Origin of the sequence: Parabacteroides vesiculifaciens (assembly GCF_049860805.1) — a bacterium.
Lineage (GTDB): Bacteria > Bacteroidota > Bacteroidia > Bacteroidales > Tannerellaceae > Parabacteroides.
Genome location: NZ_CP187555.1, coordinates 1364819 through 1378100 on the forward strand (window position 1 = coordinate 1364819; position 13282 = coordinate 1378100).

14 protein-coding genes and 3 tRNA genes are annotated in these 13282 nt (G+C 39.3%); 1 reads left to right on the forward strand and 16 read right to left on the reverse strand.

Annotated elements, in window-relative coordinates:
• Window positions 1–11: 11 nt before the first annotated feature.
• The 11 genes from ACPYIV_RS05475 to ACPYIV_RS05525 all read right to left on the reverse strand — a co-directional run bounded on the left by ACPYIV_RS05475 (window position 12) and on the right by ACPYIV_RS05525 (window position 7575).
• On the reverse strand, window positions 12–509 hold the full coding sequence (locus tag ACPYIV_RS05475) for a hypothetical protein (protein WP_244440281.1): 498 nt from the start codon (window positions 507–509) through the stop codon (window positions 12–14).
• 20 nt (window positions 510–529) lie between these two features.
• A complete protein-coding gene (locus tag ACPYIV_RS05480; protein WP_425886044.1) occupies window positions 530–1141 on the reverse strand; it encodes a hypothetical protein in 612 nt (203 codons plus the stop codon).
• 15 nt (window positions 1142–1156) lie between these two features.
• Window positions 1157–1627, reverse strand: coding sequence for a DUF3997 domain-containing protein (locus tag ACPYIV_RS05485; RefSeq protein WP_425886046.1), 471 nt, complete (start codon window positions 1625–1627; stop codon window positions 1157–1159).
• Between the two features lie 47 nt (window positions 1628–1674).
• Window positions 1675–2139 carry a hypothetical protein gene (locus tag ACPYIV_RS05490; RefSeq protein ID WP_025833537.1) on the reverse strand — a complete coding sequence of 155 codons (465 nt, stop codon included), beginning with the start codon at window positions 2137–2139 and terminating at the stop codon, window positions 1675–1677.
• A 70-nt stretch (window positions 2140–2209) separates the two neighbouring features.
• Window positions 2210–2641: a hypothetical protein gene (locus ACPYIV_RS05495; protein WP_425886048.1), complete on the reverse strand. Its 432-nt coding sequence runs from the start codon at window positions 2639–2641 to the stop codon at window positions 2210–2212.
• A gap of 66 nt (window positions 2642–2707) precedes the next feature.
• Window positions 2708–3601 (reverse strand): tetratricopeptide repeat protein, encoded by an 894-nt coding sequence (locus ACPYIV_RS05500; protein ID WP_301706455.1) that lies wholly within the window; start codon window positions 3599–3601, stop codon window positions 2708–2710.
• Window positions 3602–3668: 67 nt separating this feature from the next.
• Window positions 3669–4463, reverse strand: a complete 795-nt coding sequence (locus tag ACPYIV_RS05505; protein WP_425886051.1) for a hypothetical protein — start codon at window positions 4461–4463, stop codon at window positions 3669–3671.
• Window positions 4464–4535: 72 nt separating this feature from the next.
• Entirely contained in the window at window positions 4536–5057 is a 522-nt protein-coding gene (locus ACPYIV_RS05510) for a hypothetical protein (RefSeq protein WP_302133050.1), read from the reverse strand.
• Window positions 5058–5121: 64 nt separating this feature from the next.
• Window positions 5122–5616 (reverse strand): SMI1/KNR4 family protein, encoded by a 495-nt coding sequence (locus tag ACPYIV_RS05515; protein ID WP_425886053.1) that lies wholly within the window; start codon window positions 5614–5616, stop codon window positions 5122–5124.
• A 79-nt stretch (window positions 5617–5695) separates the two neighbouring features.
• The gene (locus ACPYIV_RS05520) at window positions 5696–6799 is read right to left on the reverse strand and encodes a tyrosine-type recombinase/integrase (RefSeq protein ID WP_300761945.1); all 1104 of its coding nucleotides are present in this window, start codon (window positions 6797–6799) and stop codon (window positions 5696–5698) included.
• Between the two features lie 155 nt (window positions 6800–6954).
• Window positions 6955–7575 (reverse strand): TetR/AcrR family transcriptional regulator, encoded by a 621-nt coding sequence (locus ACPYIV_RS05525; protein WP_302313800.1) that lies wholly within the window; start codon window positions 7573–7575, stop codon window positions 6955–6957.
• 453 nt (window positions 7576–8028) lie between these two features.
• On the opposite strand from ACPYIV_RS05525, the gene ACPYIV_RS05530 reads away from it, so the two are divergent.
• Entirely contained in the window at window positions 8029–8193 is a 165-nt protein-coding gene (locus tag ACPYIV_RS05530) for a hypothetical protein (RefSeq protein WP_293739107.1), read from the forward strand.
• Between the two features lie 50 nt (window positions 8194–8243).
• Here the strand turns inward: ACPYIV_RS05530 and ACPYIV_RS05535 are convergent.
• The 5 genes from ACPYIV_RS05535 to htpG all read right to left on the reverse strand — a co-directional run bounded on the left by ACPYIV_RS05535 (window position 8244) and on the right by htpG (window position 13251).
• Window positions 8244–8317 (reverse strand) — tRNA-Arg (locus ACPYIV_RS05535).
• A 33-nt stretch (window positions 8318–8350) separates the two neighbouring features.
• Window positions 8351–8427: transfer RNA gene (locus tag ACPYIV_RS05540), tRNA-Arg, on the reverse strand.
• A gap of 33 nt (window positions 8428–8460) precedes the next feature.
• A tRNA-Arg gene (locus tag ACPYIV_RS05545) sits at window positions 8461–8537 on the reverse strand.
• A gap of 75 nt (window positions 8538–8612) precedes the next feature.
• Window positions 8613–10928, reverse strand: coding sequence for a patatin-like phospholipase family protein (locus ACPYIV_RS05550; protein ID WP_293734752.1), 2316 nt, complete (start codon window positions 10926–10928; stop codon window positions 8613–8615).
• A 271-nt stretch (window positions 10929–11199) separates the two neighbouring features.
• On the reverse strand, window positions 11200–13251 hold the full coding sequence (gene htpG / locus ACPYIV_RS05555; protein WP_293734751.1) for a molecular chaperone HtpG: 2052 nt from the start codon (window positions 13249–13251) through the stop codon (window positions 11200–11202).
• Window positions 13252–13282 lie beyond the last annotated feature (31 nt).

The following is a 13282-nucleotide window of genomic DNA, read 5'->3' on the forward strand; positions in this document are numbered from 1 at the left end:
TTTCCTTTGGTTTATTTTTTTGTTGTTACATAGATTACAAATAATGATAACAGATCAAATAAGGTAGGAATCATCCACAACAGCCACATAGGAATCGCATCCTTCCATATACTTTGTCGGTAGTGGTGCTTGATAGCCGCCACCCTGTTTTTTCTGTATCTCAACAAACACCACAGATCCGGCGGAAGTGCTATTGCAACAAATATTGGAAAAAGAAAAATCACTACCTCCAGTATCGGATGAAGATTATCCGTTAAATTTATTTTCACCAATATATCTCCCAGTATATTGGTATAGTGAGGAGCAAAAAAAGGTAGAAGCGGAAAGAAAACAAACCCGATCCAATACAATGTTATTAACATATTGCCTGAACTTCTTGGATATTTCTTACTGTATCGCTCTCCCTGATAATAGAGGTAGTCAACAAAGTTGTACCTGTAATTTCGTGCTTGCCGGGTTATCCGGTTACGCTCAAAATAATTATCCGTTTTTTTTATGTCTTTCTTCATTTATGCAAAATAAATGTATTTTATTTCTGTTCAACCGGTAAGATAAAATGAATCCCCTTATCATCGCTCCAAGGAGTATAAATCCAAAATTTAATACTATCGTTCTGGAGCAATGTCTTAATTATTTCAGGGTACTTCTCTTTAAATGCCCGAATAGTGCTAATGTGCAATGTATCTTTACCGGACTGCTTTATCGCAGGTATAAAGGAACGAAAAACAGATTGTAATGTAGTATCTTCATATCGTATGGAGTGTCCGGTCTGAAACACGAAATTTTCAGTCGTTAAACTATCAATCATTATTCGTCCCCTCTTGTAGGGACTAAGAAGTTCTCCTTTTTTGATTCGATTGATTCGTACATTATAATTCCATCCCTGTTCATAGGATAGTGCATGATTTATATCCTTGTAGTAATATGCTATTTGACAAATTTGCTTATTTCTTCCTGATATATTACATATTCTAAATGTCAATGGGAATTGAACTCTGAATATGTAATCCCTTACGCTGTCATATCGGATGATAATAGGAAGATCTGATTCCACCTGCTCTACAACAACAGTGTCATTCTTAATTCGGAATGAACACAATGCAATACTAATGAAAGTCAATAACACTATTACTCTTTTCATAATATAATCATTTATTTACCATCGTAAGTTACATGCTACTTTCTGGTGATATTTCATAGACACTCCGGCACTTCTAAGTTGAATTTGCATAGACACTCCGAGTTCCTTCCATTTGGCTTCAAATTCCTCTTTCGTCATCAGCTTAAAGCAGTTTTCCTGCGCTTCCAACCCGCTTTGTGTGTTATCTACCGGGATGATGTAATATTCGGTTATGTCCGTATCGTAACGATGCAGGGAATTTCCAAGACTATCTATCAATGTCTTGTATGCTTTGGCAAGGATGAAATGTTCATCGTACCCCACTTCATATATTCCGTTTTCTGTAATCGAAACATCCAAGTCCATACCCTTGTCATAATAGCTGACGCACATTTCACTCATTGAATCTATTGCCAAAAGGTAATAATTCCCAATTAATTTTTCGTACCAAGCCTCACAACTGACAAAGCCGAACAGTATAATAATATATAATATAACTTTCTTCATGCGTATAATCTTATTGATACCTTTTTTCATTCGTGCCTATATTGTTGTTAATTGAATATCAACATACATATTCCTATCCCTGCCAAGAAACTCCATATCGGGAAAGTATATATTACCCAAGACGGGATAATCCTGTTCCATTTGTTTCCTTTATATTTCAGCAGTATGGCGGCAGTCCGTTTCCGGGTGTATCGCAGATAGAAGGGGATGATACAAAACACGGTTGTCAGGATAAAAAAGACAAGCCCGCCTTGTAGTTCCGTGAAGTTCTTTCGTGAAAACCAACTGTCCGTCAGCACACAATTGAAGAAAATACTAAAAAAGAGCAGGGCAATCATGAATGTGGCGGCAAACACGCCGAAAGCACTGAAACGTGGCGGATCATTATGCTTCTTGTAGGTAACATACAGCCTGTAATACAGATAATCAAAGAAGCAATACCTGTATTTCTTCCCATTCTGCATTGAGTTATTTTGCTCAAAACGACTTCTTGTTTCACTTGTATTTTTCATCTTTGCTACAAATTATCGCTAATGGTTTGGTAAGGAACAGCGTTTAGCTGTTTAGGTGATTGTTATAAACTTATCTTATTCCTTTCAATTCTTCTTTCATTCTTCCTTTTAGATGAAAATAAGCCAGCACGCCAAGGGCGTTGAATAATGCGGTTTCATCTTGATTGCGCCCTAATGCATTATAGAATTTTGCAACATTCCGATAAGCCAAAATTAGAAAGATTAAATAAACAACAGCCAAAATCCCTCCACTAAATACAAGCGTACAAATGCCTATCAATGAATTTCTATTGTATGCTTTATATTGTTTTTCAGCTTCATCATAATCATAGTTTGTTAAATAACCAAATTGTTGCAAATCATCTCTGCTCCATCCGCGCTCTCCCAATAAGTTGATAGCATAATCACGAAGTTCGTCATCATAGCCATAACGTTTATAATTTTTCACTACGTCTATCAACTTGTCATTATCAAATTTATTAAGAATATCAATATCTCCCATACAACTTCGTTTTATTGTTTATAATAGGTTGGTGAGGGACAGCATTTAGCTGTTGTCTCGACCTTGTTAAATGTTTAATTCCTTGCATATCTTTTTATATTCATCTCCCCACAAATTGGCAAAGCATCTACCTTTTGATTTTACCTTAGCGGCAGTAAAATATTCCTTTGCCTTATTTATATCCTCATTCTTATAGTAACAGATAGCTACATAATAATCTTTTTCGCCTGAATCAATACGACCATCCGATACAAAATCGAAAGTATCAAAAACTCTCGCCCAGTGTAGAGCCATTGTATATTCCTGCATTCGCAAGTATGTAATTACCATGTCACATAACAGATGATAGCCCAAACTTTGTGCTGTTTTAGGTTCGGGCAACATATCCCAATAGCGTTTGATTAATTCAATCATCTTTTCATATTCATGACTTTCGCAAAGTGCGGTTTCGTCTATATATTGATTGAACAGGTCTCCGTCTTCATCGAAAGCGGGAAATACTTTTGTTTTAGCAGTAATTGTTTTTGAAGAGGATTTTTTCTGTTTCAAATCCACATTTTCAGAAAGCCACTGCAAATACTTTTTCCCATTTTTGAATATCTTTTTTCCTTCAATCATATATGTGCGGAGAAGAAACTCTTTTGCATTATTATAATCTTGCAATTCAAAATAGTTTTCTCCTATGCGTAGTAGAATGAAAGGATTATCTATCTCTCCTAATTTGTAACATCGGCAGAAATAATTTAATGATGTTCCATAATCCTGCATCATAAAGTAGGCATCGCCAACAGAAGCGGAAAGCCAAATATAGGCATCCCATTTTTCTTTAGGAAGAGGGAGTAGTTCTTCGGCTTTCTGAAAAAAGACCATAGCATTTTGATAATCTTTATCATCCATTGCCTTATTTCCTTGCTTTGACAATTTCTCTATTTGATCGTATAGTGTGTTTGGTAGTTCCATATAATTGCATTTAATGGTTTGGTGAGGAACAGCGTTTAGCTGTTATCTCGACCTTGTTAGCAAAATATTATACCCATTCTAATATTGGGTTAGGTCTATGAACAAGATACTGTTTGTTACCCGGAATTGAAAATGTTATTCCTGTAATGCGATTTCGTTCAAGTTCCTCTTTTAATTTGTCAGATATATAGATCATCCATGAAAAGTTGGGTATTTGAAACAAATCCATTGAAAAATCAAAAGAACGATTAAAATATATCTTATCAACTCGTTCAAAATCCCAATACTCCTCAGATAAAGTAGATATTTTGTTCTGATTTTTTTCTCTTAACTTTGCTGTTTTAGATAACTTATTTATCATTTCCGATATAGTTTTGTTATGTATAGGCAAGTTCTCTACATCTTTTCTATCTCTGACTAAGAGATATTCTCCTGCATTTGTTTTTATCCGAATATTAGACTTTTCATAATCAATCATTCCTAATATATCATTTTGAATATAGGTAAAGTCATAATGTAGAGCGTAATAGTTGGCATCTACCTTATTCCTTTTTTTAGGCATATAAACATCTACATTAAAAAACCGATGTTCGGGTAAAGAACAAAGTTCTATGATATTTTTGACCTTTTCGGATATACACAAAGGCTTTATCGGACTGAAAATAAAATCATTCAGCCTATTAAATTCCACATCATCATAAATCCTAATTTCAAGATTTAAGTCGGGAATTTGTTCAGGATATGCACCGTTTTCTTTGATATATTCTCTCAAAGAGAATTTTGGTTGCTTTTTCCAATAGTTCTTTGTAAACTCCGCAGAACTTGTGTCCTCTACTTCTAATACATAGTATCCTTTGTTCATAGACTTTCTGTTTTTGCTAATGGGTTGGAAAGGAGCTGCGTTTAGCAGCTAACTTGGCTCGTTAATAGTAAATTACTCATAATAGCCTTTCATTCCTATGCCAACAGTCCAAAAATGTTTGCTTTTCTCCAAATCATTTAAAAGCCATAACTTTTCATCTTCATATACTCCATTTTCCTTAGCTTCCTTTATGCTTTGTTGTATTGTTTCTTCTGAAAACTCTCGGAATATGCCAACAGAAATACTTCTGAAAGCATAACATACAGGAACTTCTGAATAGTCAATATCAGAGTCGTTCTTTTGTGTCAGTAAATCCACCAACTCATTTGCCAATAACACAAAAGGATTGGCATCATATAATATTGGCTCTATGGCTTTTGGATATGGACCTGATATAATTTCAATAAACTCCAAACATTTTTGAGAATTGAAATCCAAACGAAGCTCTTCAGAACAATAGTACAATTGGGAATCATCTTCTTGCTCAGGCTGTCCTAAAACCTCTTTCACTTCGTTGGCGGTCATTCCAAATTCTATTGTTCCAACTTGTGCGATATGTATTCCCTTTAAGGGGTTTAATTCTATTTTTGTCATATTCATGTTACTATTAATGGTTAAGCGGGGAACGCTGTAAGCGTTAGCCTGCTTCGTTATGAACTCATTTAAAAGATATAAGCCTACTATCTTCGCAATCAGAAGAAAATAATTCTAATAATTGATTGAAGCTATTACAAAGAAAGTCTGCCGAGTTTTCAAATTCAGGTTCTAAGCCATAATAGATTTTACCATAATTTTCAAATGACAAATCAATACAGAGATATTGATATTCACCCTCGACTGCCATAGTAATAGGAATATGTGTATTCCAAAAGTTACGGATTTCATTACAGGCTTCTTCGTCACCTTCAAATGTTTCGAGGCTCATAATCTCAAATTCATTCCAACGGATTTCACTATCACTTGCTCCATTAAAATCTTCAATGGAATTAAACCAAGCGTTATCATCTTTATTCGTGATAAGCTGGAACTCATTCAAAAATTTCATATAATCTGCCGGGAGATTATTGTATCGCTGTAAAAAGGCAGAAGATAATTTATTAGCTTTTGTTCTTTCTTGTACAATAAATCCTCTATTTCTTAATGCTTCAATCATATATTGTTTTTTTAATTGTTCATAATGTATTCAATAACCACACCTTATGGTGTAGTTCCTAATCTCTAATATCCACACCTCACGAATCATCAAGTGTATCAAGTGGATTGGGTATGCTTGATTTATGGGCACTCGTTACATGAAGATATATACTTGTTGTCTTAATGTCATTGTGCCCCAGCAACTCCTGTATGGTTCTTAGATCAGTACCTTGTTCCAGTAAATGGGTAGCGAAAGAGTGACGGAGCATGTGTACATGTACCCGATGTTTGATACCTGCACGTTCGGCAGCTTCTTTCAGTATTTTCACCAATGCACTTGCCGAATATTGCTCACCGGAAGTATCACCCTCAAACAGCCATTTCTTCGGACGGTACTCTTTGTAATATGTTCGTAGCTCATTCAATACTTTTTCTGATAACAATGAATAACGGCACTTTTTCCCTTTACCCATTATGCGTACTAACATCCGTTCGCTAATGATGTCTTTCGGGGTAAGGTTCAGCAGTTCGCTTCTTCTTAGTCCGGCAGAATATATCAGCGAAATCATGCAATGATGTTTCAAGTTAGGCAAACAGGAGAGGATACGGCTTATCTCATTACGGCTAAGCACTTCGGGCAGTGTCTTGTACTCTTTGGCACGTGTAATTCCGCCGTAATATTGCCGCTTGCCACCTTTTACTTTCTCGTAGTAGAACTTGATAGCGTTAATGCGCATATTCTGTTGTGACACGGAGATTTTTTTCTCATTTACCAAATAAAGTATATAGTGATTGATGTCCGCCACTTTCAGACGGTCGATGTTACGTCCTTTGTGATACTCCATGAAATCACTGAAATAAATCCTGTAAGTCTTGATTGTCGAGGGACTGTAACGCTTCTGTTCCAGTAATTCCAAATAGCCTTTCGGCAGCACGTATTCACGTTGGGGTTTAGGATGACGAACATATACCCGGCTGTAATCAATATAAGCGTGGGGAGAGTAACGGGTGTAGAACTCCGAAAGCTGGAAAGTGGATGCTTGTATGTATGCACTTCCGTTCCCGATTGTTTTAATTCCTTTGTCTTGCGAAAGTAGCAAGGCAGTAGTCTGATTATCGGCATATTCTATCCGTATATAATCCTGACCGTCTATATTTTGTTTTGTCAGTACGATACTTCCCCGTTGTTTGCTTGCATCCATGTAGGGCTTGTTTTATAACATTACAACTCTCATTAATTAAATGATATTGCCAAAGTTATAAAACTATTCCGAATAAAGTGAACGAACGTTTTCTTTTTATCTTTTTTTGCACAGACAATCAGGGCAGCAGGGGAGCAGCGTTCAATGGAGACTGTTTAGCGTTTCAACAAGGAGTAAACGGCATGTAAATGTTTGGAGAGTTTTTCGGTGTTCAGCCCACCCAGAAAAGACATTTCAAAGGACAACCCCATGTAAACCTGCCGGAACATGACTACCGCTTCCTCTACATCCACATCCTCTCTTAGTTCTCCGGTAGCTATGGCACGTTGTATAGCAGCACGCCAGTAAGCATAATCAACTTCTACAAGATTACGGAGTTTTTCTTTTGCATCAGGATCGTATTGGAGCAGTTGAAACAGAAAATGAAAATATTGGGCATGGTATGTGAACTTTCCTTGCGCTACCTTGTCCCGGTCTGCACCTATCAGGTCGCCCAGCATATCCATTGTCCGTTGTACGCCACGCACATATTCGTCTATAAATTCGGCAAACGTGCCGTTCGTTTCAGTGAATTTGTTTCGTGGGTTTTGCGTGCTGAACCAAAATTTATCCACTACGGCAATGAACAATTCCTGCTTGTTCTTGTAGTATTTGAATATTCCTGCTTTCGACATTCCGAGCATCTTGCCAAGTTCCGCAAAACTGGCTTTCTCATAGTTCACGGACATAAACAGCTTGAACGCAGCTATCAGTAATTCATCACGGGTAATTTTCATTTTACGGCAGTCTTTTATATTTTCCAATCCCGAAAATACTATTTTATTCCCATACAGACCACATTACAGGTAATAGATTAACAAAAATAAATTTGCGAACTCTGTTGGTAAATCGAAGCAAGGGCATTTTAAGTTGAAATATTAATAATCAAATACTCGCATAATTCAAAACGAATGTACACTTTTGAACCCAAGGTAAATGGAGACAGACATCTGCCAAAAGCAGACAGAAACCTATAAAAAAGTTAGTATCCAAATCGTACTCCCTCAAAAGGGTAAGGATAGATAAAATATTGATATTTAGGACTGTGAACCGGGTGGGTTAAAGACCCTCAAGGTTTTCGGTATGATTCAAAAAAATATAAGAGGTCTGTGAACAATGTGAAAAACAAGATTGTTTATTTGGGGTACATAAAGAATGTAAATTCAAATAATCTAAAAAACATGAAAAGTATGATATCGTACACAGACGCTGAAAATGGTAAGGTTGCTTTGATGCAGGAAATATTAGGTGTTAATGACATGCAAGATATTGACTTGCTATACAAATTGCATCAGGAATTTCTGGATGCACAAAAGAATATAGGAAATAGTAAAGAGAAGAATGAGTTATCGTGATTCTTTAAAAAGAAAAAGAGAATGTTATTGATTTAACATTCTCTTTTTTGTGACCGCGACAGGATTCAAACCTGTAACCGGCTGATCCGTAGTCAGCTACTCTATTCAGTTGAGCTACGCGGCCAATCTTTATATTTTCGTTTAAACTTTATCTGAATGGTGACCGCGACAGGATTCAAACCTGTAACCGGCTGATCCGTAGTCAGCTACTCTATTCAGTTGAGCTACGCGGCCAATCTTCATTTTTGTTTAAACTTCATCTTGAAATGGTGACCGCGACAGGATTCAAACCTGTAACCGGCTGATCCGTAGTCAGCTACTCTATTCAGTTGAGCTACGCGGCCATTATTTCGTGATTGCGAGTGCAAAGGTAGCACTTTCTTTTATATTTGCAAGTCTTTTCGATATCTTTTTTTTAACTAATCCAGCATCTTCGGGTTAAATATCAGATAACCAATATTCAAACCGAAATTAAAATTTTTCGCCGGGTAGCTGTATCCGTTTGCATACAGGCTGATGTTGGCAAAGGGCAGTTGTAAAACAAGGGCTGCTTCTCCCATATACTTGAAAGAATTAAGGAATTTCCCGTAATAGGGAATTGCCGTGTATGTGTCGTTATTCCATATTTCTTCTTTCTTTATTTCGTATAACGGCGCGAAACCGTACATATCGAGGCGGAAGTGCAGTAGTTTGCTGAATTTCCAGATCGGCGACAATCCGAATGCTACGTACTGGTTGGCGCGGAACGCTTCGTTGAAGACGATCTGGCTATGCGGCGTCGGCGTGAAAGCGGGTGCTTGCAAAACGGAAGCCGTGTAGTTGTTCATCAGATTTTTACTGGAAAGAACGAGCTCGCTCATGAAGCCGAGGTTGAAATGTGAACTAATGGTCTTATATTGTTCCCATTCGCCTTTCATTTGCAGCCAGCTATGGACTTTCCGGTCGAATGAACCCATATCGGTAATGGGGGATGGGATGTACTTTTCCGTACCGGTTACATATTGTGCTACCAGAAATTGTTTTCTCCCGGAGATCGGATATTGTTTATAGTCCAACGAGTTCCGTTCGATGCTGAGAGATCCGGCAAACAGGTCATACCAACTGTGATCGGTGGTCGCGTTTGGGAATGTCATGTAGGAGGTCTGGAAATAATAATCATTCAGCCGGCCGTAAGCAAAACCGATTTCGGCTTTGGCACGGTTCAGAAATGGGAATCCCAACTTGACCTTGGTATACAATTCTTTCTGGTGGATAAAAGCCGGTAAGACGTCTTCGTAAAACAAAGACTGGCTTTCGGAATATTTCTTGTCCGAGAATACGCCCTGCCAATTCAGATAGGTCGGTATTCTTGTCTGCAAATAGATACGGCCGTTCAGCATCACGCCACTGAAAGAATTACCAACCTGGAAATTGGCGTTCACATCGGCTGCGTACCTTCTCAAATACTGGTATCCCAGTCCGAGGAATAACTGGTTGGCCTGGTAGGAGGAGATGTTACCTCCGAACCCGACTGTGATCTCTTCCTTCATTTTGACATTGAGATAAAGGTCAAATTTCTTTTCTTTCCGGTTATAAACGGCATGGGGCAATATTTCTTTAATTTTGGAATAGGTCAGCATCTTGAAATAGGCACGCTTGAACTCTTCCATCGAGAATTCGTGATTGATATCACGATGTAGCTGGGCTTCAATGTATTTCTTTTGCGATTCATTCACGCCTGTAACATATATATTCTGAAAAATCAATGGAGGGAGGCTTTGCTTATAAGCTTCGCGACGTTTGTTGACTTCGCTTAGTTCAACACGCCGGGGGACACGTGCTTTGATGGAGTCGATCATCGCCATCGTCCGCTTGTAGCCAATATCCATCAAATCCCGTGCCTTTTGGAAATCGAGCAGGGAAACGGTGGGAAAACTGAATTTGATCATCATGCCTTCGTCTTCGGGAACGTCATAGTCCGTCTTTTGCATAATCATCGTTTCAAGTTGGTTATAAGGATTGGATGAAGGTTTGTTGTTTCCGCCTGCTACTGTCGAACCGAAGATAAAATCCGGATGGAAAGCCTCTTTCATTGGGCCGACCGGGAAGTTGTCATAGATGCCGCCGTCGAAAATGGGGACGCTGTCTTTCCAGATCGGCTGGAAAAAGAAGGGAAATGTCATGGATGCACGAACGGCGTCTCCGAGGTCTCCGTTCTTGAAAATAATGGCTTTCTTGCTATATATGTCCGAGGCCACACAACGGAACGGGACGAAAAGATTGTCGAAGTTCCAGCCTGCCTTTGCCGTAGCTTGTGAAAACAGAGCCATAAACGCTTGATTCATCTGGATCGGATTGATCAAGCTTTGTGGTAAGAAACTGGCTTTCACCTGCAATGAGTCGGTCATGTCGATTGAGAAATGGCCGAATTCCGGTGTCGGGTCGGGGCGTTTGAAATAATATTTGTATTCGTTTTCAACCGTTCCGGTCTGCCAATAGCTGAACTCTTCGGAAAGCATCAGTTCAACCATTTCTTCAGGGGTATATCCCATTGCATAGAGACTGCCGACAATTGCGCCGGCAGATGTCCCCGTTATGTAATCAATTGGTATTCCGTTTTCTTCCAGTGCTTTGATTACCCCGATATGGGCGGCTCCTTTCGCACCGCCTCCACTCAGAACCAATCCTACTTTCTGGGCGTATCCTATTTGTAAGGCAGTAAACAACAGGGCTGTCAGTACAGCTATTCTTTTCATACTTGTATCTTCTCTGCTTAATGAATTCAAATGTAGTCGTTATTTCTCAGACTACAAGATTTTGAGATATAAAATACAACATAAAATTGGTCCGTTTTGTTAATCCTGCGGATAAACTAAATTCCGGTTGCTGACCGAAATGCAATAAAAGGAGGGGGGATAATAGCCGGATAAGAAAAATGAAACAAAAAAGGGTGTCAAAATTCCTATTCCCACACTTGACATGAGAATGGATATCTTGATACCCTTTGTTATTCTCTCCGTTTCCGGCTTAACCGATCATCTGAACGCTACGTTTGATGAACTGGCTCAACGCTTCGCCTTTCAACATACCGTTTGCTAACAGGGCAAGGTCGATCAACTGGCTGACCAGTTTGTTTTCACCTGCATATTCGGACAGGATGCTATTGCGCTGTTCTACCAGTTCGTCGATCTTTTTGTTCGTACTCGTCATGTCTTCCTTCTCCTCAGAAGTGATTTCTTCTTCCTTCTTCTTGCTTTGGGTTTCGCGCAGGTCGGACTGACGCGTTTTCCAGCCTTTCAGGTCGGCAAGGATCGGGTTCAGTTTTTCGGCACAAGCCGCTTCTTCTTCGGTCAGGATTTTCTTAACCAATTCATGGTCAGTATTCAGTACCAGGTTGTAGTTGTCAGGCAATTCACCGTAGAACGACATACCGGGTTGCATGGCAGACATTTCACGCATACGACGCATATATTCGCTTTGTGTCAGCATGACCGGGTTGGAGTTTGCGCCCAACGCTTCGAATGTGACAATGAAGTCCGTCTTATCGATCTTTGGCAACTGGCTTTTGAACATTTCCTGAAGGGCATTCTTTTCGTCCTCATTTAATGTAACCTTGCTGACATCATCTTTGCGGATCAGATTGTCGATCGTGTCGCTGTCCACACGGACGAAGCGGGTCTTTTCGAACTTCTGTTCCATCTGGCTGATAGCATGAACATCCAACTGGCCGTCCATGATTAGAACACTGTAAGCCTTGTCTTTTGCAGCCTGGATATAGCTGTACTGGTCATTCGCATTCGTTGTGTACAGGTAGATCAGGTTGCCTTCCTTGTCTGTCTGGTTAGCTTCCGTCAGAGCTTTGTATTCTTCGAATGTATAATATTTGCCGTCTACGTCCTTCAATAGGGCGAACTTGGCAGCACGATCATAGAATTTTTCTTCGCTCAACATACCGTACTGGATGAAGAGTTTCAGGCTGTCCCACTTTTCTTCGAATTGCGGACGGTCGTTCTTAAACATCTCTTCCAAGCGATCTGCCACCTTTTTCATAATGTGGTTGGATATCTTTTTAACGTTCTGGTCGCTCTGCAGATAAGAACGGGACACATTCAGCGGGATATCCGGAGAATCGAGGACACCGTGCAGCAGTGTCAGGAATTCAGGAACGATGCCTTCAACCGAATCGGTCACAAATACTTGGTTGCTATATAACTGGATCTTGTTGCGATGCAGGTCGATGTTACTCTTGATGCGTGGGAAATACAGGATACCGGTCAGATGGAACGGATAATCCACGTTCAGATGAATCCAGAACAAAGGTTCGTCGGACATCGGATACAATTCCTGATAGAATTTCTTATAGTCCTCATCTGTCATATCTGTCGGCTTGCGAACCCATGCCGGTTGTATATCATTGATGATATTGTCTTCGTCTGTATCGACATATTTGCCGTCTTTCCATTCCTGTTTTTTTCCGAATGCGATGGGAACCGGCAAGTAACGGCAATATTTGGTCAACAGGCTGCTGATCTTGTCTTTGTTCAGGAAATCTTTATTTTCGTCATCGATATACAGGATGATATCTGTTCCACGATCTTCTTTTTCCGTCTCTTCCAATGTATATTCGGGCGTCCCGTCGCAACTCCATTTCATAGGGACGGCTCCTTCTTTATATGATTTGGTGACAATTTCCACTTTCTTTGAAACCATGAAAGAAGAATAGAAACCAAGTCCGAAGTGACCGATGATAGCGGCTGCGTCGTTCTTGTATTTTTCAACAAACTCTTCAGCACCGGAGAAAGCGATCTGGTTGATGTATTTGTCGATCTCTTCGGCTGTCATACCGATACCTCGGTCGGAGATCTTGATCGTATCGCTATCAAAGCTGACATGTACAGTCAAATCTCCCAGTTCTCCTTTGAACTCGCCGACAGAAGCCAGTGTTTTCAACTTCTGCGTTGCATCGACTGCATTAGATACTAATTCACGAAGAAAAATTTCGTGATCACTATACAAAAACTTTTTGATGATAGGGAAGATGTTCTCGCTCGTAACACCAATGTTTCCTTGTTTTGCCATAATCCGATATAAAATATTTTTATGTTATACT

Excerpts from the sequence above, each read along its gene's own strand:
- ACPYIV_RS05505 (WP_425886051.1), bottom strand. The coding sequence starts at position 4,463 with ATGAACAAAGGATACTATGTATTAGAAGTAGAGGACACAAGTTCTGCG.
- htpG (WP_293734751.1), bottom strand. The coding sequence starts at position 13,251 with ATGGCAAAACAAGGAAACATTGGTGTTACGAGCGAGAACATCTTCCCT.
- ACPYIV_RS05550 (WP_293734752.1), bottom strand. The coding sequence starts at position 10,928 with ATGAAAAGAATAGCTGTACTGACAGCCCTGTTGTTTACTGCCTTACAA.
- ACPYIV_RS05485 (WP_425886046.1), bottom strand. The coding sequence starts at position 1,627 with ATGAAGAAAGTTATATTATATATTATTATACTGTTCGGCTTTGTCAGT.
- ACPYIV_RS05525 (WP_302313800.1), bottom strand. The coding sequence starts at position 7,575 with ATGAAAATTACCCGTGATGAATTACTGATAGCTGCGTTCAAGCTGTTT.
- ACPYIV_RS05510 (WP_302133050.1), bottom strand. The coding sequence starts at position 5,057 with ATGACAAAAATAGAATTAAACCCCTTAAAGGGAATACATATCGCACAA.
- ACPYIV_RS05495 (WP_425886048.1), bottom strand. The coding sequence starts at position 2,641 with ATGGGAGATATTGATATTCTTAATAAATTTGATAATGACAAGTTGATA.
- ACPYIV_RS05490 (WP_025833537.1), bottom strand. The coding sequence starts at position 2,139 with ATGAAAAATACAAGTGAAACAAGAAGTCGTTTTGAGCAAAATAACTCA.
- ACPYIV_RS05520 (WP_300761945.1), bottom strand. The coding sequence starts at position 6,799 with ATGGATGCAAGCAAACAACGGGGAAGTATCGTACTGACAAAACAAAAT.
- ACPYIV_RS05475 (WP_244440281.1), bottom strand. The coding sequence starts at position 509 with ATGAAGAAAGACATAAAAAAAACGGATAATTATTTTGAGCGTAACCGG.
- ACPYIV_RS05500 (WP_301706455.1), bottom strand. The coding sequence starts at position 3,601 with ATGGAACTACCAAACACACTATACGATCAAATAGAGAAATTGTCAAAG.
- ACPYIV_RS05515 (WP_425886053.1), bottom strand. The coding sequence starts at position 5,616 with ATGATTGAAGCATTAAGAAATAGAGGATTTATTGTACAAGAAAGAACA.
- ACPYIV_RS05480 (WP_425886044.1), bottom strand. The coding sequence starts at position 1,141 with ATGAAAAGAGTAATAGTGTTATTGACTTTCATTAGTATTGCATTGTGT.
- ACPYIV_RS05530 (WP_293739107.1), top strand. The coding sequence starts at position 8,029 with ATGATATCGTACACAGACGCTGAAAATGGTAAGGTTGCTTTGATGCAG.